The 17115-nt window shown below is 61.2% G+C and carries 16 protein-coding genes; 14 read left to right on the top strand and 2 right to left on the bottom strand.

Annotated features, from left to right (window positions below):
• The first annotated feature begins 93 nt into the window (after window positions 1-93).
• Entirely contained in the window at window positions 94-1104 is a 1011-nt protein-coding gene (locus GR198_RS10930; RefSeq protein WP_164068876.1) for an Lnb N-terminal periplasmic domain-containing protein, read from the top strand.
• A 265-nt stretch (window positions 1105-1369) separates the two neighbouring features.
• Here GR198_RS10930 and GR198_RS36105 read toward each other — a convergent pair whose 3' ends face one another.
• Window positions 1370-1513, bottom strand: coding sequence for a carboxymuconolactone decarboxylase family protein (locus GR198_RS36105; protein ID WP_164026954.1), 144 nt, complete (start codon window positions 1511-1513; stop codon window positions 1370-1372).
• A 304-nt stretch (window positions 1514-1817) separates the two neighbouring features.
• Between GR198_RS36105 and GR198_RS10920 the strand changes: the two genes are divergently transcribed.
• From GR198_RS10920 to GR198_RS10885, 8 genes are all read left to right on the top strand, one after another.
• Window positions 1818-3401: an ABC transporter substrate-binding protein gene (locus GR198_RS10920; RefSeq protein WP_011648952.1), complete on the top strand. Its 1584-nt coding sequence runs from the start codon at window positions 1818-1820 to the stop codon at window positions 3399-3401.
• Between the two features lie 131 nt (window positions 3402-3532).
• On the top strand, window positions 3533-4513 hold the full coding sequence (locus GR198_RS10915; protein WP_164026924.1) for an ABC transporter permease: 981 nt from the start codon (window positions 3533-3535) through the stop codon (window positions 4511-4513).
• A complete protein-coding gene (locus GR198_RS10910) occupies window positions 4513-5436 on the top strand; it encodes an ABC transporter permease (protein WP_029871545.1) in 924 nt (307 codons plus the stop codon). The genes GR198_RS10915 and GR198_RS10910 overlap by 1 nt, the downstream gene beginning before the upstream one ends.
• Window positions 5433-7256: an ABC transporter ATP-binding protein gene (locus GR198_RS10905; RefSeq protein WP_164068875.1), complete on the top strand. Its 1824-nt coding sequence runs from the start codon at window positions 5433-5435 to the stop codon at window positions 7254-7256. The genes GR198_RS10910 and GR198_RS10905 overlap by 4 nt, the downstream gene beginning before the upstream one ends.
• 114 nt (window positions 7257-7370) lie before the next feature.
• On the top strand, window positions 7371-8135 hold the full coding sequence (locus tag GR198_RS10900; protein ID WP_029871543.1) for a DeoR/GlpR family DNA-binding transcription regulator: 765 nt from the start codon (window positions 7371-7373) through the stop codon (window positions 8133-8135).
• Window positions 8128-9414 carry a Zn-dependent hydrolase gene (locus tag GR198_RS10895; protein ID WP_164068874.1) on the top strand — a complete coding sequence of 429 codons (1287 nt, stop codon included), beginning with the start codon at window positions 8128-8130 and terminating at the stop codon, window positions 9412-9414. The genes GR198_RS10900 and GR198_RS10895 overlap by 8 nt, the downstream gene beginning before the upstream one ends.
• 12 nt (window positions 9415-9426) lie before the next feature.
• Window positions 9427-10395, top strand: coding sequence for a phosphotransferase family protein (locus GR198_RS10890; RefSeq protein WP_164068872.1), 969 nt, complete (start codon window positions 9427-9429; stop codon window positions 10393-10395).
• A gap of 11 nt (window positions 10396-10406) precedes the next feature.
• Window positions 10407-11345: a choline/ethanolamine kinase family protein gene (locus GR198_RS10885; RefSeq protein ID WP_164068869.1), complete on the top strand. Its 939-nt coding sequence runs from the start codon at window positions 10407-10409 to the stop codon at window positions 11343-11345.
• A gap of 350 nt (window positions 11346-11695) precedes the next feature.
• On the opposite strand, the gene GR198_RS10880 is transcribed toward GR198_RS10885, so the two are convergent.
• Complete coding sequence (locus GR198_RS10880) at window positions 11696-12604, bottom strand: LysR family transcriptional regulator (protein WP_164068867.1); 909 nt, start codon at window positions 12602-12604, stop codon at window positions 11696-11698.
• A 251-nt stretch (window positions 12605-12855) separates the two neighbouring features.
• On the opposite strand from GR198_RS10880, the gene GR198_RS10875 reads away from it, so the two are divergent.
• Genes GR198_RS10875 through GR198_RS10855 form a run of 5 tightly spaced genes read left to right on the top strand, consistent with a single transcriptional unit; the run spans window position 12856 to window position 17112 of the window.
• Window positions 12856-13632: a 5-oxoprolinase subunit PxpA gene (locus tag GR198_RS10875; protein ID WP_164026930.1), complete on the top strand. Its 777-nt coding sequence runs from the start codon at window positions 12856-12858 to the stop codon at window positions 13630-13632.
• Window positions 13633-13651: 19 nt separating this feature from the next.
• A complete protein-coding gene (locus tag GR198_RS10870) occupies window positions 13652-13894 on the top strand; it encodes an acetyl-CoA carboxylase (RefSeq protein ID WP_017957430.1) in 243 nt (80 codons plus the stop codon).
• Window positions 13891-15276: an acetyl-CoA carboxylase biotin carboxylase subunit gene (locus tag GR198_RS10865; protein WP_164068865.1), complete on the top strand. Its 1386-nt coding sequence runs from the start codon at window positions 13891-13893 to the stop codon at window positions 15274-15276. The genes GR198_RS10870 and GR198_RS10865 overlap by 4 nt, the downstream gene beginning before the upstream one ends.
• Window positions 15276-16151: a 5-oxoprolinase subunit B family protein gene (locus tag GR198_RS10860; protein WP_164068864.1), complete on the top strand. Its 876-nt coding sequence runs from the start codon at window positions 15276-15278 to the stop codon at window positions 16149-16151. Before GR198_RS10865 ends, GR198_RS10860 begins: the two co-directional genes overlap by 1 nt.
• Window positions 16141-17112, top strand: a complete 972-nt coding sequence (locus tag GR198_RS10855; protein ID WP_164068863.1) for a biotin-dependent carboxyltransferase family protein — start codon at window positions 16141-16143, stop codon at window positions 17110-17112. The genes GR198_RS10860 and GR198_RS10855 overlap by 11 nt, the downstream gene beginning before the upstream one ends.
• Window positions 17113-17115 lie beyond the last annotated feature (3 nt).

Below are 17115 nucleotides of genomic sequence, written 5' to 3'. Positions count from 1 at the left end.
CCCATCGCTTCGGATAGCTTCTGGGCTTCGAGTCCAGAAACCGATAGGGTCCACGATCAGGACGGACACTTCAAACGCGCTTGGAAAAGCAAAATGGTTCGACCGGTCCGTGCGATCGTCATTGCAGTGCTTGTGTTGCTTGTCGCCCTTGCGTCGGCCTGGTCGTCGCTCGCGCTTTGGTACCGCTTGCCATTGCCCGAGGTCGGCAGGCAAGCCAGCGCCATCTTGTTCGGGCTTTTTGGCGCCTGGGTCATCGTGGCGCTCTTCGGCAGGAGGCGCTTTCGTGCGGTCCTCGCGTTTGCGGCCGCGTTCGTCCTTGTCTTCGTCTGGTGGAGCACGATCGAGCCGCCGGCAAATGGCGCGTGGGCTCCGGACGTCGCTCGTCAGGTCACCGGCGAATTCGACGGTGATCTGTTGACGCTGACAAATGTCCGCGATTTCGAGTGGCGCAGTGCCACCGACTTCACGGAACGATGGACGACGCGCAGTTACGACCTGAACAAGCTGAAGAGCGTCGACATGTTCATGTCGTACTGGGCAGGTCCGACCATCGCGCATGTCATCATGAGCTTCGGCTTCGACGATGGCCGCTATCTGGCGTGGTCTATCGAAGTGCGTCGCCTTTCCGGAGGTTCGTTCTCACCGCTGGCGGACCTCTTCAAAAACAGTCCTCTGGTCATCCTCGCCGCAGATGAAAGAGATGTGATCGGTCTCCGCTCCAATTTTCGCGGTGAGGACGTCCAGATCTACCGCCTGAGGGCGACGCCGGCGGCTGCGAGACTTCTTCTGCGCGAGTACGTCTCCGACGCAAACGCGCTCGCGGCCACGCCCGCCTTCTACAATTCGCTGACGACCAACTGCACGACGACGATCGTCAAGATGATGCGCGTCGCAGGCGACGCCGTGCCGACGGACTGGCGCCTCGTCGTCAACGGATACCTGCCGGAATACGCCTATGACCGTGGCGCGCTGGACATCTCGGTTCCCTTGTCGCAACTGCGGTCTGCCGCACACATCGCTGCCAGGGCGCACGAGGACGGTGTTTCGCCGAATTTTTCGCAGGCCATTCGCGTCGGCGTCCCGTCGCCGCAGGACGCGTTATGACCTCCACCGAACTGTTGATCAAGCAAAACGGCTAAGCAGGCAACATAATGCGTCCCGAGATTTTGACGATGATTCTCGCCGCTTTCTGCGGCTTTTCGTATTCGGCTCAGCGCCATAGGCGTTCTTATCGCACGACTGAGACACCCCGGTGGTGGTTTGCCTTACGTGGGAGTCCGGCGGGTCGCATATAAACCCCAGCAGCCTAACGCAAACAGCGCGGATTGGATGTGATCGGCGGTTCGAATCCCTTCAAGACCGGCAATGCTCAACGGATGACCGAAAGGAGTTCGGCATGCTGCGCCTCCGTCCTCCCACGCGCCTTGGCGGGGGCCGTGTGGGAATGGGCGCAAAAGAAGCAGCTGTTGTCAGTGGAGATGGCGAGATTTGCGCGTTGCCTTTCCCTGCGTATTTTTTAAGCGTCAAAATGTGATTTTGTGATATTTATAAAAATATCTGACCCGCTTATTCTGCCTGCACAATAGATAAATGCTGAAAAATTCGCCATTCTTGAGATCTCAGCTGGCACCGCATCGATCGAACTTTTCGAAATTGCACTTATAATCAACAGAATACAAATCGTCGGAGCCGGCTTACGACGGGAACATGGCATTGCGGTTTTCTAATTTACGAGAGCCCATTGAAAAAGGAAAAAATGCCCGATATCGTGGAATAATAAGAAAGCCACACAAAACCACAAAAAAGGGAAGCAGCTTATGAATGACATCAGCAGACGCAATTTCCTCGCCGGGCTTGGTGCGGCTGGCACGGGTGCCGGTCTCCTGCAGATCAACCCGGATTTTCTGTTCTCCTCGGCCTTTGCCCAATCGGGCAAGACGGTGGTGTTCCTGTCGGCGGAAAATATTACGGGCAACTGGGACCCGACCGGCCACACGACGCTGTCGCAGAAGAATATCGAAGGCTTCGTCATGGGCTTCCTGACGCGGACGCCGATGACTGTCGAAAAGCCCGATGAAGTGGTCTATGAACTGGCCACCAGCATCAAGCTGCTCGATCCGAACAAGCTCGAGATCAAGCTGCGCGAAGGCGTCAAATTCCACGACGGCAAACCCTTCAAGGCCGAAGACGTCAAGGCGACCTTCGAATACGGCTCCGGGCCGGACCGCCCGGCCCAATTCTATCCCGGCCCGACCGAGACGCTTGTTATCACCACCCCTGACGACTATACGGTCATCGTCGATACCTCCAAGGGCGGATATCCGGCCCATCTGTTCATCTTCCTCGCCTCATACCTGCCGATCATGTCGGCGACCGATGTCGCCGGTGGCCCGACCGGCCCACTGACGCAGCGCCTGAACGGCACCGGCCCGTTCAAATTCGTCAAGCAGGAAGGGAATGCCACGATCCTCGAAGCCTATCCTGATTATTTCCTCGGTACGCCGAAGATTCCTGGCATCAGCTTCAATTTCGTCGGCGACAGCACGACGCGCATGCTGTCCCTGCTCAACGGCCAGGCCTCGATCGTCGAGCGTCTGGAACCGGAACAGGTGACTTCGCTCCAGGGCAACGACAAGATCGCCATCAGCAGCGTCGTTTCGGTCGAGAACAAGTATCTCTGGTTCCGCTGCTCGAAGGCGCCGTTCGACAACCCGCTCATCCGCAAGGCGGCCTGCCACGCGATCGACCGCTCGATGATCGTCGAAATTCTGGGCTCGGCCGGCCATGCTTCGTCCAATTACGTGTCGCCGGTGAAGTTCGGCTATATCGACCTGCCGAATTATCCGGAATACAGCCCGGAAAAATGCCAGGCGCTGCTGGCCGAGGCCGGCTTCCCGAAGGGCGAGGGCCTGCCGCCGCTGGAATACATCACCTCCGTCGGCTTCTACCCGAAGACCAAGGAATACGGCGAGGTCATCACCGCCATGCTGCAGGAACAGGGTTTTCAGGTGTCGCTCTCCGTTCTGGAAATCGCCGCCTGGAACGAACGTCTCTACGACCGTCCAGGCGGCGGCCCCGGCCATATGGTCGATTGCGGCTGGTCCACCGGTTCGCCCGAGCCCGACCTCGTGCTGCGCACGCATTTCCATTCGACCTCGAAGCGCATCACCGGCATCGTCGACAAGGAACTCGACGCGACACTCGACAAGGAGCGCAGTGCCCCGTCGCTCGATGAGCGCAAGAAAATCCTGCAGACCGAAACCATGCCCATGCTTGCCGAAAAGGTGCCGGCCCTGTCACTGTTCACTTCGGTGATGATCCACGCGATGGACAAGTCGCTGGCCGGTCTCTTCATCTATCCTGACGGATCCATGGACGCCTCGAAGGCCGCATTCAGCTGATGCTAGCTTGCGTTTTCCGCGGCGCTGGAGGGCCGGTGCCGCGGAGGTTTTCGTTTCGCTCATGATGTCAACAAACGACCGCGACCGTCACCGCTCAGGACGGTTCGCTCCGATTGCTGCCAGGATATGACATGTTCATTCTCAGTTTTCTGGTTCGACGGCTGGCGCAAGGCGCATTGATCGTCTTTCTGGTGACGCTGCTGATCTTCACGCTGCTGCGTGTGGTTCCCGGCGATCCGGTCCGGCTGATGGCCGGCGGCATGGCGCCTGAAGCGCTGATCGAGCAGATCGCCAAGGACATGGGCCTGCGCGATCCCATACTGGTTCAGTTTGGCCGCTACATGAGCGGCGTCGTCAGGGGCGATCTCGGACAATCCTTCGTGCGGCCTGCAAGCGGTGCTTCCACAGGCGGTTCCAGTTTCGGCGATTCCACCCGCGGCGAACGCGCCGAAGTGCTGACCCTGATCGGTGACACCCTGCCGATGACGCTGCAACTCGGCGGCCTGGCAATATTCTTCGCCTTGGTCTTCTCCTTTCTGGTCGGCATTCCCGGCGGACTGGCGCCCGGACGATGGCCGGATCGCGTGGCCTTCTACATTTCCTCGATCTTCATATCGTTGCCGAATTTCTGGCTCGGCATCGTCCTTGCCATGCTTTTGTCGGTCAAACTCGGCTGGCTGCCGGCCATTGGTTATGCCGGCTTTGCCTATACCATCCTGCCAGCGATCGTTCTGGCCGTCGAACTGGCGCCGGTACTGATCCGCACCCTGACTGGATCCGTGGCCACCGTGATGATGGAGCCCTTCATTGCCGTTGGAAACGTACGCGGCCTGAGCCGCAGCCGCATCATCGTCGCCCATGCGCTGCGCAATGCGTCCGTTCCGCTGCTCAACCTGATCGGCATCCAGATCAGCGGCCTGCTGGGCGGCGTCCTCGTCGTCGAATTCATCTTCGATTATCCGGGTCTCGGACTTTTGACCATCAACGCCGTGTTGCAGCGTGACTTCCCGCTGATCCAGGGGATCGCCATCGTCACCAGCGCGATCTTCGTCTTCATCAACATCGCAGTCGACCTGATTGCCACCATGATCGATCCAAGGTTGGAATATTGATGAGCGTGACAGAGACAGACATCCCGGCAGTCCCGGTTCCGGCAACGCAACGCGGCGCTTCGGTGGCGCGGCGTATCTGGCGGGTTGCCCTTGCCTCCAACGAATTTCGTGTCGGCGCTGCCATTTTCATCGTGCTGGTTCTGGCGGCCCTGCTTTATCCGGAATTGAGCGGTATCGATCCCACGAAGATGAGTGTCGCCACGCGCTTGCATGCGCCGCCGTTCATGGGCGAAAAATGGAGCTGGACGGCGCCGCTCGGCACCGACCAGATCGGCCGCGACATGCTGGTGCGCAGCCTTGTGGGCCTGCGTTACTCGTTGCTGATCGGGCTTTCCACCGTTCTCGTCATGCTGATCATCGGCTGTTCGCTCGGCACGATCGCCGGCTACTATGGCGGCCGCGTCGACATGGTGATCATGCGCCTGACCGATGCCCAGCTGTCGATCCCGATGATCATTCTGGCCATCACCGTGCTTGGCGTCTCGCGTCCGACGATCCCGGCGATCATCCTCGTCCTCGGCCTGTCGAGCTGGCCGGTCTATGCCCGCGTCACCCGCAGCGTCGTGATGACCGAGCGCAAGCGGGAGTATGTGCGCGCCGCCGAAATCTATGGTGCATCGGATTTCCGCATCATGGTGCGCCTGCTGGCGCCGCTGGTGCTGCCGCCGATCATCTTCGTGTCGGTGCTCGATGTCGCCCGGATGATGATCTTCGAATCCATCCTCGGCTTCATCGGGCTGGGCGTTCAACCACCGACGCCGACCTTCGGCAACATCATCGCCGACGGCCGCAAGTATCTGCTCAATGCCTGGTGGATCGCCACCATGCCGGGCGTGTTCCTGTGCCTGTGCCTGACCAGCATCAACCTGATGGGCGCATCGCTCGAACGGGCTCGCAATCGTATCTATGGAGGCAAATCGTGACTGGCACACCGCTTCTGAAGGTTCGCGATCTGAGCGTCGGCCTGGAAACGGGCGGCGGCATACGTCCGATCATTTCCGACATCGGCTTCGATCTGGCCCCGCGCGAAATTCTCGGCATCATCGGGGCGAGCGGCGCCGGCAAGACCGTGCTCTCGCGTGCACTGGTCAACTGGATCGATCCGCCACTAAAGGTTACCTCCGGATCGGTGGTCTACAAATCCCAAAACATCCTCGATTTGCCGGCACAAAAGCTGCGCATGCTGCGCCGCGAGATCGCCTATGTCGGCGCCAATCCGGCCGGGGCGCTCGATCCGACCCTGCCGGTCGGCCAGCAGATCGTCGAGAAACTGCGCGCGGTCGCACCGGAGATTGCGCATGAGGAAGCCAGGAAGCGGGTCATCGATCTGCTTGGCGCGGTGCGCATCCCCTCGCCGCAGATGCGCTACCACGAATATCCATCGCAATTCAGCGGCGGCATGATGCAGCGCGCCCTGATCGTCGATGCGCTGGTCAGCAATCCGGCTTTCCTCGTCGCCGATAATGTCACCCAGCCGCTTGATGTTACGGTCGCTGCCCAGGTGCTGCGCCTGATGCGGGAGTTGACGACCCGTTTCGACACGGCGATCGTCTTCATATCCTCGTCGTTGCCGCTGGTGAGTGACGCCGCCGATCAGATCCTGGTTCTGGCCGAAGGCAGGGTCGTGGAGCGGCAGGCAACGAAGGCGCTCGTCGAGACGCCGGAGCATCCCTATACCCGCGAACTGATCAGCCAGATCCCGAAGATCTGGACGAGCGAAGCTGTTACCATAGACCTGCCGGCTGAGACCCGCGAGCCGATCATCAGCATTCGCGATGCCACCCGGTCCTACCGGGTGCGCAAGCGCGGCACCTTTGCCAGCTACAGCACCGTGCGCGCCGTGCGCAACGTCACCTTCGACGTCTTTCCGGGCGAGAACTTCGGTATCGTCGGCGAATCCGGCTGCGGCAAGTCCACTCTCATGCGTCTGCTCAGCCGGCTGGAACGGCCCGATAGCGGCCAGGTCCTCTGCGACGGGCAGGATATCACCAGGCTTGCCGGCAAGGGACTTTTGAAGTTCCGGCGCGATTTTCAGCTGGTGCTGCAGGATCCCTTCAATTCGCTGCCGCCACGCACCGCCATCGGCGCCATCATCGAGGAGCCGCTGAAGACGCACGGCATCGTCAGGGGCGCGGAGTTGCGTGACCGCGTGCTCTCCGTGATGCGTGAGGTCGGCCTGTCCGGTACGCTCTACGATGAGCTTCCGCTGGGTTTGAGTGCCGGCCAGCGCCAGCGCGTCAACGTCGCCCGCGCCATGGTGCTGGAGCCGAAGGTGTTGATCATGGACGAGACGCTGTCGTCGCTCGACCAGACCGAGCAGTTCAAATTGCTGAAGCTGTTCGAGCAGTTGCAGGCCCAACACGGCCTGACCTATGTCTACATTTCCCACGACCTCGCGATGGTACGGCGTGTCTGCAACCGCGTTGCCGTCATGTATCTCGGCGAAGTCGTCGAGATCGCCGACAACAGCCGGCTGTTCTTCGATCCAGGCCATCCCTACACCAAGGCCTTGCTCAGCGCCGTGCCGACGCTGGAGGAGCGCCGCTACAAGCCGGAAGAGTGTCTGCTGGAAGGAGAGCCGCCAAGCCCGATCGACCTGCCGCCCGGTTGCAGTTTCGCCAGCCGCTGCCCGAACGCATTCGGCCGCTGTCACAAGCAAAGCCCGGTCCTGACCGCCCGCGGCAACAAGGATCTGGCTGCTTGCTTTTTGGTGGAAAACACGCTTTCCCATGCCGCAGCTTGAAACCGCAAATTGCATCGAAACCCGGGGGGATCAGAGGATGAAAGAAACAGCAACTGCGGCGGGACACGCCTGCTCGACAGACTTGCCCATGGGCTTGTGACCGGGAAAGCCCTCATGACCGACCATCCCCAGGCACGTCTGCAACACATTCTCGAAGAACTGGCCAAGCATGGCCGGGTCACGGTCAAGGAACTGGCAGCGGAGTTTTCCGTCAGCCCGGAAACCGTGCGCCGCGACCTGAAGCAGCTGGAGATGGAAGGGCACCTGCGCTGCATCTATGGCGGCGGCGTGACGCCGCGTCGGGATGCCGACCAGCCGATCTCGCAACGCATGCGCGTCAATGCCCGTGAAAAGGCAAAAATCGCAACCCTCGCTGCCAGGGAGCTGCGCGACCATTCCAAGATCTTCCTCGACAGCGGCACGACGATGCTGGCGCTGTCGCGCTATCTTGTCGATCGGCCGCTGATCAACATCTACACCAACTCGCTTGATATCATCCAGACCTTGTCGGGGGTGGAATCCAATAACGTGGTCGCCGTCGGCGGCGTTCTACGGCCGAGCTACCGGGCGTTTCTCGGCACCGATACGCTCAACGTGATCCGCGAACATCTCTTCGATATCGCCTTCGTCAGCGCGGTGACGGTCGATGTCAATCTCGGTTTCATGGACCTCGGCGAGGACGAGGCGCTGGTGCGCCGGGCGTTGCGCCGCCATGCCAAGCAGGTCGTAATGCTCGCCGACAGCAGCAAGTTCGGCCGCCAGGGCAATTTCTGCACCTATAATTTTCGTGACGTTGATCTGCTCATTACCGACGCGCCTCCGCGGGCAGATTTCCTTGAAAAGCTTGAGGAGGCGCAAGTGAAGGTGATTTATGCTTGAAACCCGCAACGAGCCGGCATCCCTGCCTGAGGTCGATGCCGAAGCCCTGCACCGGATGATGGAGGAAGTCTCCGTCTTTGGCGGCGGGCCGGGTGGTGCGATGACGCGGCTGACCTTGTCACGGGAAGACAAGGCGGCACGCGACTGGCTGGCGAACTGGCTGAAGAATTCGGGCCTGCGTCTCGAGACCGATCCCATGGGCAACATGTACGGCTTCCTCGACTGGGCCGGGCCGGATGCGCCTCTGGTCATGAGCGGGTCGCACCTCGACAGCCAGCCGAACGGCGGCCGTTTCGATGGCGCCTATGGCGTGATTGCCGCCTGCGCGGCCATCGACGCCATTCGCAAACACGTTGCGAGGACCGGCATCGTCCCAAAGGTCAATTTCTGCATCGTCAACTGGACCAACGAGGAAGGCGCCCGCTTCCAGCCGAGCCTTCTCGGCAGCGGCGTCAACGCCGGCGAACTGACACTCGATTTCGCGCTCGCCCGCAAGGATGGCGACGGCATTTCCGTCAGGCAGGCTCTTGATGACATTGGTTATGCGGGCACCTTCGGCCCCGTTATTCCCGATGCGCTGATCGAGCTGCATATCGAGGGTTCCGCCGAGCTGGAAAAGAAAGGCATGCGCTTTGCCGTCTTCAACCGTTTCTGGGGCAACGTTAAATACCGGCTCGCCTTCATCGGCCGCCAGGCGCACACCGGCCCGACGCCGATGGCCGAGCGCCACGACGCGCTTCTCGCCGCGGCTTACCTGATCGCCGAGTTGAAGGGCTTTGCCGATCAGGCCGGGATCGACCTGCACACGTCCTGCGGCCGTCTCGAGGTCTATCCGAATTCCCCCAATGTGGTGCCCGGCGAGGCGGTGATGTTCATCGAACTGCGCTCCGCCAAGCCCGATGTGCTTGCCCGGGCGGAAGCACAGCTCAACGAGAAGGCTGACCTCTGCGCCAAGAAAGCGGATGTCGGCTTCGAGGTCCGCTCGATCGACCGCCGCCGCGCCGGGAACATGGATGAAGGGCTGGTTGCCCTGGCCCAGGATACCGCGGCCGAATTCGGCCTCGAAACACTGTTGCTTGACACGATCGGCGGACATGATGCGGTCAGCACGACGGCCGTTTCCCCGGCAGTCGTCATCGCCGTGCCGAGTGTGGGCGGCGTCATCCACCACCCGACGGAATTTACCACGCCGGAAGACCGGTTGCTGGGCGCGGAAATCCTCAGCGCCATGCTGTGGAAATTCTGCCTCGACGGCAACATCCTGAAAACCACGGACTGAAGGAGTGGGATGATGAAGGCACTCGGGCAAGCATCCACGGTGGATGAGAAGGCGGCGGAAGCCGCCATCCGGGCCGTTCCGGGCTGGGCAAACGCCGATATGCGTTATGCGCTGGGCATTGCGGGCGTCGCCTCGCCGACGCACCGCGCCGTCGACAGCCAGAACTGGTTCGTTGCCAGGGGAGATGCGCCCGCCACCTATTTCCTGAAAATTCTCCATGCGGACCAGTCGGATTTCATCGATCTGGACAGGTCCGTTACCGCCGCGCGTCAGGCTTCAACCCTCGGCCTGACGCCGGCGCCCCTTTGGCACAGCCCGGAAATGTCCGCCGTCGTTTTCGACCGCCTGCCGGAAACCTGGCATACCGCCAGGATGGACGACCTGCGCAAGCGCGATGTTCTGGAAAGTGTCATCGCCGCCAAGAGCACCCTGCACGGCGGCACGCCGCTTGGCGAAACGTGGACGGTGTTCGACCGTATCCGCGTCGTCGAGAAAGCGCTTGCCGATGCAGCCATCGCAGAGGTCGCCGCAGACGGATGGTGGATGCGCGAATGCGTCGGCGATATCGAAGCGGCGATCATCGCCACCGGCTTCGATGAAAAACCAGCCCATGCCGACGGCCTTGCCTCCAACATCATGATCGCGCCGGATGGCAGAGTGCAACTGGTCGATTTCGACGAGGCCCGCAATGTCGATCCGTTCTACGACATCGGCATCCTGCTCAACGAGGCCTTCCAGTTCGACAGCGAAATGCAGCCGGCGCTCGAAATCTTCGAGGGACAATTTCGCCAAACATCGCTCAACCGCTGCCGCCTTTACGCCATTGCCGACGATCTCTTCTGGGGCATGTGGGGCATGCTGATGGACAGGGTTTCGCCGCGCGGCGGTATCGAATTCCTGAAATATGCGCAATGGCGCCTGTTGCGCTGCCGGATGGCGCTTCGCAATCCGCGTTTCGAATTCATGCTCCGCACACTCTGAGAGATCAAGCCATGGAAAAACGATTGGGAGAAGCGGCAAACGAGGCGGAAGCGGAGATCGAATCCCTGCTGCGTGAGATTGAGCCGTGGTCGGGACGCGAACTCCACTACGGTCCGGTGCACGGCGGTATCAGCAATTCGAACTGGCGGGTCAGGGTGTCAGGCGAACAGGGCCGCTTCTTCGTCAAGGTTCCCGGCCGCGGCACCGAGATGTTCATCGACCGCAACGCGGCGCTGGACGCCAGCCGCCGGGCGCAGAACCTCGGCATCGGTCCGAGGATCTACGAATATCTCGCCGACAGGGGCGTCGAGATCGCCGATTACATCGAAGGCCGCCGCGCCTGCACAAACCGCGATTTCCAGGATCCGACGGTGCGCAAAGCCGTTGTCGGGCTCTACCGCGCCTTCAACGATTCCGGAAAACTGCCGCTGACCAAGACGATCTTCGACATGATCGACGAGCATATCGAGCAGGTGCGCGAACTGGGCGGCGCCTTTCCGATCGATTTTGCCTGGCTTCACAAGCAATACCGGTTGGCCCGCTCGGCTCTCGAAGCCTCCGGCATCGATCTCGTTGCCTGCTTCAACGATCCCATGGCGGGCAATTTCATGGTCGCCGAGGACAAGTCGCTGATGCTGATCGACTACGAATATGCCTCCAACAACGACCGTTGCTACGATATCGGCATCTGGTGCGGCGAGATGTTCTTCTCCGATGCCGTGGAGGCAGAAGTGATCGAGGAATATTTCGGCCGCTTCGATCCGCGAATGAAGGCCCGTCTTGCCGTGCACCGGGCGCTTGCCGATGTGAAATGGTCGACTTGGGCCATGGTCCAGAATGTCGTCTCGGCGCTCGATTTTGATTTCTACAAATATGGCGCCTGGAAACACATGCGCGCTCGCGCGGCCATGCAGGATCCGCGCTGGGTCGAGTATCTCAAGGCCGTTTGATCCGGTGGATTTTTCAGATGATCGGCGGAAAGCCTGACTCGTATTCCGAGCGCATTTCTTAGGTGCGCGATAATCGCATGAGCGTGCCACTCTGCCGCCCTCTTCTAGTGTGGCTCGTCAATCACTGCATCACGTCGTGCGGAGGGATCTCAGCTGGCAGCTACATTACCACGGACTCCTATAGCCGTCAGTGAAAGCGGTCGACGAACCCAAACGGGATACCGAGCAGTCTCGGTTACCGACAGTCAGCCTGCAAGTCGTCGTTGCCGCAAATCTCGGACGCTTTGGTGGTCCGGAGGAACATCGCGTACCGGCAGCCATTCCTGACCTGCCGAGGCTCGAAGACGAATTCATGCATTGGTGCCCGGCAGGCCGAACGCCTGCTGAAAATATCGGCGAAAGGCATGCATGGCTGGAGTGAAGTCGGTGTTGGCGCGCCAAGCGAGGCCGACATCCATCGGTGGCACCTGATCCTTGATGTTGATCGTCTCGATCCGCCGGCCTTCCAGCGACCAGGGGCGGTGTACCATATCCGACAGGATCGCGACGCCGAGGTTGTTGGCGACCATGGAGCGTACTGCCTCGATCGACGAGGTGCGCAGCATCACGCGGGGTTGATAGGGTGTCGTGCTCCAGTACTTCAGCGACGAATACGCCGCCTCGTCCACCGTCAGCATGATGTAGGGCTCCTCGGCGATGTCCTGCAGGCCGACGCCCGCATGCTTCAGCAGCGGATGCTGCGCCGCCACCCAGAGCCTGCGGATGGAACGCAAAAGCGTCTCGGTGGTGAGCGCGGTATTCAGGATATTCGAGGTGAGAAGTACCGAAATGTCGTACCGATTGACCAGCAGGCCTTCCTCGATCGACTCGCGGTTTACCTCGTAAAGCTGGATGCGCAGCTTAGGATAGAGTCGCCGCATGCGCTCTATGTGGAGCGGCAGGAAGTAGCCGATGACGGTATAGGTCGCCGCGACAGTCAGATCGCCTTCAATGTCGCTGCTGACATAGTTCAGATGGGTTGCCTCATCGACCTTCGCGAGGATTTCGTAGGCGTAGGAGAGAAACTGCCGGCCAGCGGCGGTCAGTTCCATGCCCTGAGGCATGCGCGTGAAAAGAGCAACGCCGATCGATTTTTCCAGTTCCTTGATGGCGGTCGTCACTGCCGACTGCGAGATCGAGAGCTGTGCCGCTGCATAGGAGATCTGTCCTTGCTCGGCGGTTGCGACGAAATAGCGGAGCTGCCGGAAACTGAGGCTCATGATCTGTTTTTCCCATCGAATTATCTGAATTCGGCTTCAATAAATCCGATCGACTGCTTTTAATTTATGCGAGTGCTCTACGAATTTGAGGCGGAATCGACCCAAGCCATTGGAAATAAACATATTAAGTTTCGCCCGGGATTTAAGCGCAGGTATCTCTTTTCTCGATAATGATGCCGCAAAAAATGAATTTTTCAAATCCTGTTTCGTCGCGTAGCGTTTTCGTCAGATGACAACGGCGGGAAGACAGTTTGAAAGATATCGTCGACATCAACTGCGATATGGGAGAGGCCTTCGGTCGCTGGCGGATCGGCGATACGCAGGATTCGCTGCTGATCTCTCACATCAGCTCGGCCAATATCGCCACCGGCTTCCATGCCGGCGACCCGAACCTCATCGACGAGACCGTGGCGCTAGCCGCGGCTCATGGGGTCGGGGTCGGCGCGCATCCTGGCTACAATGACCTTCAGGGCTTCGGCCGTCGCAAGATTGTCGGCAGCAGCAAGGAGCTGGTCAACGACATCATCTATCAGGTGGGGGCGCTGCGCGAGTTCGCCCGCCGCTACAGCGTGCCGGTGCAGCATGTGAAGCCGCATGGCGCGCTCTACATGGAGATGGCGGTCAATCCGGACTTCGCGCAGCTCTTTGTCCAGTATATGCGCATCGTCTCGCCCAACGCCTTTGTCTTCTGCATGGGTGGCTCGGCGACGCACAAGGCGGCACTCGATGCCGGACAGCCTGTCGTGCGCGAGTTCTACGCAGACCGCGACTACGACGACAGCGGCTCGATCGTCTTTACCCGCGATGCCGGCCGGCCGGACCCCATGGTGCTGGCGCAGAAAGTGCTGCGCGCCTGCCAGGAAGGCAAGGTCCGCACGGTCACGGGCAACGATATCGACATCGAATTTGAATCCATTTGCTTTCATTCCGATACGCTCGGTGCGCTCGACATCGTTCTCAGCATGCGCGAGCTCCTGATCGGTGCCGGAATTAGGATCGTGCCCGTGTCGCAGATCCTTGGACATTAGACTTTGCGGAGACCGACCAATGAGCAAGATTGAAATCCGTTCGCCCCTGCCGGGCACCTTCTACCGGGCTTCGGCGCCGGATGCGCCGCCCTTCAAGGCAGACGGCGACGATGTCACCGAGGCCGAAACGATCGGCGTGATCGAGGTGATGAAGACATTCCAGGAAGTTCCTGCTGGTGTTTCCGGCAAGGCGATCACCTTCCTCGTCGACAATGAGGAGCCTGTCATGGCAGGGCAGGTCATCGCGGAGGTCGAGGCATGACGATCCGCTCGGTGCTCGTCGCCAATCGCGGGGAAATCGCCGTTCGCATCATCAAGGCGGCGAAGGCGCTCGGTATCCGGACCGTGCAGGTGCACAGCGCAGCAGATGCAGACATGCTGGCGGTGCGGCTCGCCGACGAGGCGGTGAACATCGGCCCGCCGGCGCCGAAGAAATCCTATCTCAACATCGAGGCGGTGATCGCCGCCGCCAAGGCGGCCGGTGTCGATGCCGTGCATCCGGGCTACGGCTTTCTGTCCGAAAACGGCGATTTCGCCGATGCGGTGCGCGACGCCGGCATGATTTTCATCGGTCCTTCCGGCGATGCGATCCGCACGCTCGGCGACAAGGTGGCGGCGCGGCAGGTGGCAAAACGCGCGGGCGTGCCGACGGTGCCCGGCAGCGACGGGCGTGTCGCCGGGCTCGAAGAGGCGCGGTTGCTCGCAGGCGAGATCGGTTTTCCTGTGATGATCAAGGCGGCGGCCGGCGGCGGCGGACGCGGCATCCGGATCGTCGACAGCATCACCGAGCTCGAACAGCAGTTTCCGCTGGCTTCGGCCGAGGCGCTGGCCGCTTTCGGCGACGGCGGACTTTATCTGGAAAAGGTCATCGCCCGCGCCCGGCACGTCGAGGTGCAGATCTTCGGCGACGGACAGAATTTCGTGCATTTCTTCGAACGCGAATGCTCGCTGCAGCGGCGGCGCCAGAAGGTATGGGAAGAGGCGCCTGCCTTCCTGCTGCCTGCCGACATGCGCGAACGCCTCTGCATCAGCGCCGTGGCGCTTGCGCGCGAGGTCGGCTATCGCGGTGCCGGCACGGTCGAATATCTCTACGACGACGAAACGGGCGACTTCTACTTCATCGAAGTCAACACCCGCATCCAGGTCGAGCATCCTGTTTCCGAGATGATCACCGGGTTCGACCTGGTGCAGGAGATGTTCAAGGTCGCAGGCGGTGCAGCCCTTTCGGTCGCTCAGCGCGACATCGTGGCCAGCGGCCATGCGATCGAGTGCCGCATCAATGCCGAGAACCCGTTCAAAGCCTTCCAGCCATCGCCGGGTACGATCACGTCGCTGTCCGTTCCGGAAGGCGAGGGCATCCGGTTCGACACGATGCTCTACGAGGGCTACACGATCCCGCCCTTTTATGATTCCCTACTCGGCAAGCTGATCGTGCACGCCGAAACACGCAAGGCCTGCCTCGAAAAGCTTGCCGCGGCGCTGACGGCTCTCGCGATCGAAGGCGTGCCGACGACGGTGCCGCTGCATCAGGCGCTCGCCCGCGATGCAAGCGTCGGCAAGGGCGCCTTCCATACCCGCTTTCTCGAACAATGGCTGGAGCATGATTTTCCCGCTCTGGCCGGCCGGACCCAGGAGGTTGCCTGATGCCTGCGCGATATACGTTCGGAGGTGATGAACACCTCTTCGTCGAATGCAGCAGCGAGATGTCGCTCGAAGCCTTCTTCAAGAGCCTGTCCATGGCGACAGCGGTTCGGGAAAGCCAGATCAGGGGCGTCACCGAGATCTGCCCGGCCAACGCCTCGTTCCAGGTGAAGTTCAATCCCGATCTCATCAAGCCTGATGACATCCTGCGGGAGGTCCAGGCTATCGAGGGCGTGGCGGAAAAATCCGAGCCGGTCCTGAAGACCCGCATCATCGAGATCCCGGTCTTTTACAATGATCCGTGGACGCACGAGACGCTGATGCGTTTTCGCGAGCGGCATCAGGAACCTGGCGGCACCGACCTCGATTATGCTGCGCGGATCAACGGCTACGGCGGTGTCGGGGATTTCGTCGCCGCGCATGCGGGTTCGCCCTGGTTCGTGTCGATGGTCGGTTTCGTGGCCGGACTGCCCTTCATGTACCAGATGGTCGAGCGGCAGCGGCAGATCGAAGTGCCGAAATATCTGAGGCCGCGCACCGATACGCCCAAACTGACGGTCGGCCATGGTGGCTGCTTCGGCTGCATCTATTCGGTGCGCGGCGCCGGCGGCTACCAGATGTTCGGCGTCACGCCGATGCCGATCTTCGACCCGACGCAGCAAACGAGTTACCTGCGCGATTTCATGGTGTTCTTCCGTCCTGGAGATATCGTCAAGTTCAAGCCAGTCGATCGCGACGGTTACGACACGGCAGTCGAAGAGGTCGACAAGAGGCTCTTCAGCCCGCCGATCCGCGAGGTCCGGTTCGATCTTCGCGAATTCAGCAAGGATATCCACGGTTACAACGCCGCGCTGGAGGGCGTTCTCCATGGCCATTAAGGTGCTGCACCCGGGACTATCGACCAGCGTCCAGGATCTCGGCCGTCCGGGCTATTTCCACCTCGGCATCCCGATCGGCGGCGCGATGGACCGCTACGCCATGCGTGCCGCCAATCTGCTCGTCGGCAACGACGAAGGGGCGGCGGGTCTCGAGGCGGTCTTCATGGGGCCGAAGCTCGAATTCGCCGAGGACAGGCTCGTGGCCGTCACCGGTGCCGACATGCCGGTAAAGGTCGACGGCATGGGGCAGCCCGGCTGGACGGCTTTCAAGGTCAAGGCCGGCCAGGTGTTGAGCTTCGACTTCCTGAAATCCGGCGCGCGCATCCTGATCGCGGTCGCGGGCGGCATCGACGTGCCGGAAGCACTCGGCAGCCGTTCCACCTATCCGATCGGCGCGCTCGGCGGCTACAAGGGCAGGGCGCTGGCAGCCGGCGACGAACTGCCGGTTGGAAAGGCCGGCCTTGCCGAGGAAGGAAAAAGCGTCGCCGAAGAGCTGCGGCGCAGACCCGGAACGCCGGCAGAGCTGCGCGTGCTGCCGGGGCTCTACTGGGACCGGCTGACGGATGCCGCCAAGGCGAGCTTCTTCGCCGACGAGTGGAAGGTGGCGCCTGAGGCCGACCGCATGGGCTACCGCTTCCGCGGCGGGCGCAAGCTCGACTTCCTGGACCGCAAGCAGCCCTTCGGCGCCGGTTCCGATCCGTCGAACATCGTCGACAGCTGCTACCCCTACGGTTCGATCCAGGTACCGGGCGGGACGGAGCCGATTATCCTCCATCGCGACGCGGTCTCCGGCGGCGGTTATTTCATGGTCGGCACTGTAATCTCGGCGGACATGGACCTCATCGGCCAGTTACAGCCGCATACGCCGGCGCGCTTCGTCGAGGTGACGATGGACGAGGCGCTGAAGGCGAGGGCCGATCGGGCAGCACTGCTCGACCGCCTCCGCCAAAGCCTGTCGTGAGGT

The sequence above is a fragment of the Rhizobium leguminosarum genome (assembly GCF_010668065.1).
GTDB lineage: Bacteria > Pseudomonadota > Alphaproteobacteria > Rhizobiales > Rhizobiaceae > Rhizobium > Rhizobium leguminosarum_S.
This window is presented reverse-complemented; position numbering and strand designations above follow the sequence as displayed.